Here is a 4,009-nt window from a genome sequence, read left to right on the forward strand (position 1 = left end):
ACAGCGGGATATCACATGATACCAGGGCGTCGCATCCACGCTCACCTGCTCCGCACGCGCAACCGTCATCGCAGTTCCTCTATGGCACCCAGCAGCGGCGTTGTCAAGACTATGGGTGTCCTTTAAAGTGCCTTCAACTACACGAGGTCAGCCGAGCCAACCAGATGCACCCCACGGGATGCTTACGCAGTGAATGAGGCGCTTGGGGACCTCGCGAAGACACCCGAGCAGTCGCGTGGGCCGGAATCGCCAACAACTCGGTGGCCATCGTCCGGGCATAACCACCTGGGTGAAGACAACCGTTGTGGCTACCTGACGGCCCACCGACACCCCTGGCAAGGACGCTCAACCCCCCTTTTTGCATCAACATGTAGCTAGCGCCGCGCGCTTCAGCCTTGACACGTTTCTGAGCCACACACAACGCAACACGTCAGGCCGAGTACGGCTCTTCATCTTCGAGCAGGGCTGCGAAGGCTTCTGGCTCGAAGACATCCAACAGATCAAAGACAGTGTCCGCCGTCGCTTTCGCAGGCCTACGAGCCTGCTGCACCTTCACGAGGTCGGACTCGATTAGTCTCAACATTGGGACTTCTGGCCGCTCACCCTCGGACGGCCCTTTTCCCTTCCTCTTGGCCTGCGAGACGAGGCTGTGCAGCCATTCCCTGACCGCCCACTCCGGAGCGCCGCCCGGATGAATGATGCTCGCGTATGCGGGAAGCCTCGTTCGATAGAACGTCACCTTGCATGCTAGCATGTCCCGGAAGAGCGTGTGGGTCGAATATGCGCTCGCTGGTGGAGCAACGAAACCGTGCCGGACCGCCTCGTACCCTGCGAGCCAGTGCTCACCCTCGGGATCCTGTGACTTGAGGGCGTTGGTTAGCGAGGTCTTGCGAAACCCATCGGGCAGTAGGCCCTGCTTGTCGAGGTGTAGCGATTGTATCGCGACGCAGTCGTTTTCGAGCTCGGACAACAACCGGGCAGCCGATTTGGCGAGAGGCAGCGAATTTTGGCTGCAGAACGCTAGCGCCCACGAGACGTCACTCTCGACTCCAGCGTCACGGTGGCTCTTGACGATCTGCGTAACGGTGCAGCGTAGGAGCTTGTCATCGAGCGCAAGGCCGTTGAGCTTCCAGAACGTCAGAAGCGCGAAGGCCTTCTGCGCGCAGCCGGGCTCACTCAATAGGCACTGACTGATCCCACTCTGCGCCACCCTTGCCGCGGCGTCCGCGGGCCTCCGGAGTCGAAAGAGCAGTCCCAGGGCATAGAGAAGGACTGGCGCGTTCGGGTACCGTTCTCGCAACCGGAAGGCGGCATCAAAGTACTGCACCATATCTCTCGCCGAGCTGAGAGTCTCCTTAGCTCTATCGAGAAGCGCATCCTTCCAGTCTTCCACCGTGGCTACTGGTAGGGCAACGATCTCCGTCTTAATTGGATTCGTTCGCAGCTGGAAATTCTCCAACGCCTTTCGCAAGGATCGCAAGATCGTGCCCGCCTCTTCGTACGAATCGCACGCAATCTCGTAGTCGTCGTACCATCTGTAGCAGCGTTCGGGAGCAGCCATCTTCAGCGAGCGATCAACCTGGGCCAAGACAACCTCACCCAACAGGAAAGAGATGTCGTTTCCAATCGGGATGCCTTGGCTGATCTTTCCCTGCGAATTCATGAGTGCCTGATCGAGGCGCTTGCCGAGCAGCTTGGCACGTCCCCAGTTCTTCTTGTTCCGAAGCTGGGGATCGATTGCCCAACCCACCGCATGCGTATAGAGAGAAGGGTAGAATTGGCTGACGTCCGTTTTGACGAGGTAACGCGCGCCACCTCGCGATATCGTTCGCTCTTTTGCCAGATTGGGTGGTGCGACCATCCCGTGGATAGCGCGAGCGTGGTTCGTGGCGTAGATAGGACGGCTCTTCGAAAAGGGAGATCGGCTCGCGCTTTTCAGCAAGCGACGGAGGTTCTTCGATACGAGCTCCGCAAGGGTCGAAAACGCGGCAGGGTTCGGGATCCTGAGGACGCGCGCGTCATGAGGCAGAAGGGCGAGCCGGTAATCGACGCACTGGGTGAAGTTGTCGGTCGGCTTGTATTGGGCCAGGATCGCTCGGCCCCGCTTTGTCGTCGCGTAGTTCGCAAACTGCTCGGTGAAGAAGGCGGGTGGCAGTTCCTTGGGAAAGTAGCCTCGACTGAGGATCGTCCTGTATATGGTCATGGTGGACGTGAGCAGCTCCTGCAGCTGCTTATCCGTCGTGCCCTCGGAAGCGAAGCGACAAATTCGGTGCCGGGGCGGTGGCGTTCTTGAGTGCACGGATTCTAAGGAACAGCCCTTCCTTTCTTGGGGGCAGCACGTCGAAGCCGAGGCGGCCGAGGTCGGCGCAGAACTGGGCTTGGTCGTCGAAGTAGCTGGCGGGCTCCCAGATGTGGAGCTCGCCGTCGAGACGCAGGCAGCGATGCGCCTCGCGGATGTAGTCGGTGAAGTTGGCGCCCATCAGCGAGAGGCAGAAGACCGCGACGTCGAGGCACTCGGCGTCGAGTGGCACCGCGGAGATGTCGCACGCGTGGACGGTTTCGTTGACCGCCACGTGATCGAAGCTGTGAACCCGATGGCGTTCACTCGCGGACGCGGCGATCAGAGCTTCGCCGCAGCCGAAATCGCCAACGTCCATGCCCTCGCGCCTTTCAAGCCAACGGATTTCCTCTTCGAAGGGCACCACGTCCCAACTCTTTCGGAGTTCTTGATACATCGTGTGGTAGTGGGCCCATTCTTCTGGGTTGGCCTCAAGGCGAGTGTGGGTCTTGTCGCTGGTGGCGGCGTACCAGCGATTGTTCATCCTCGAGAAGTCGCCGTAGCGTTGCGTGCGCCGCTTGACCTCACCGGGTTCGCGTGAAAGCGGGATCTTGATCAGCCGGCGTTCGATCGTCTCGATGGCGCCAGTCTCGAGCCGCTCGAGCCAGCCCATGATGTCCTGCTGGGCCTGCGCCGGGCTCCTGAGGTTCCCCTCGGGCACCACGCCGTCCACTGCGGCGTCCGCAATGGATTTCTTGTACTCCAAGCGGTGGAGCTTGGATTCGCAGTAGGACCAGCGCTCGCCGTTCACGTAGGCGAAGGTCACCGGGATGACGACCGTGACCTTGTCGAACTTGCTGCCCTGCCGCCAGAGCCGCGCCCGAAGCTGCTCGTACTCGGCGTTGGTCCAGGGGAGCGAGTTGATGATCAGCTTGTCGCAGACGTACTGCAGACCGTCGACGCCGGTGCTCACGCGACTTGATGCGATCAGCACATCGACTTGCCCGTTCGCTTTCATGAACTCGCCCAAGTCGGTCTCATCGCTGTTGCCGGTGAACAGGCCCGGCCGGAAGCCAGCGTCCTTGACCGCGTGCCAGAGCTGGCTGGAGATTCCGTCCACGTAGTGGGTGTAGACCAAGGTCTTCTTGCCCGGCTCCAGGTGCTTCACGATCGTGGGGATGCGCACCTTGGTCAGAACTTGCTCCATGTCGAGCACGGTCCCGCGCCCCACCAGGCGGATTTCTTCGAGGTGTTCGACGCAATCGACCTCGGGCTTCAGCTCTTCGAGCTGGGTGCTGTAGTCGGGCTTCCAGCGAGTGCCCAGGGTTACGAGGCGCTGGTAGAGCCGCATGCAGTTCTGGACCGTCGCCTTCGTCTCCAGCTCATCGTGTCGATGACCCGTGATCATCTCGACCAGGCTCCGCCCTTCCTGGAGGGTGTTGATGACCGGCGTGCCGGACATGCCGAGCACGCACAAGTCCGCGTTGCGTTTGCCTGATTCGAGGATGAGGCCCTGCACGAGCCGCTTGCGACGGCTCATCTGTTTCTCGTCGCGTTGTTTTGTGAAGTGAATCTCGTCCACGACCACGAAATCGACGATATGGCGAGCCAAGAAGTCCACCAGCTTCGCTTCGGAGTCGGGCTGCTGGAATTGCTCGAAGTTCATGACCAAATAGCGCGGCTTGGTCGACATCGCGTCTGGCCACTCGGGAGTCCAGGTCTTGGTCTGGA

At 60.6% G+C, this 4,009-nt stretch carries 2 protein-coding genes; both read right to left on the minus strand.

Annotated elements, in window-relative coordinates:
• Positions 1–430: 430 nt before the first annotated feature.
• Positions 431–2,203 carry an RNA-directed DNA polymerase gene (locus MJD61_02060; GenBank protein ID MCG8554063.1) on the minus strand — a complete coding sequence of 591 codons (1,773 nt, stop codon included), beginning with the start codon at positions 2,201–2,203 and terminating at the stop codon, positions 431–433.
• 28 nt (positions 2,204–2,231) lie between these two features.
• Positions 2,232–4,009: methyltransferase-like protein (locus MJD61_02065; GenBank protein MCG8554064.1), on the minus strand; the 1,778-nt coding region annotated here is incomplete at its 5' end.

The sequence above is a fragment of the Pseudomonadota bacterium genome, assembly GCA_022361155.1.
Lineage (GTDB): Bacteria > Myxococcota_A > Polyangia > Polyangiales > JAKSBK01 > JAKSBK01.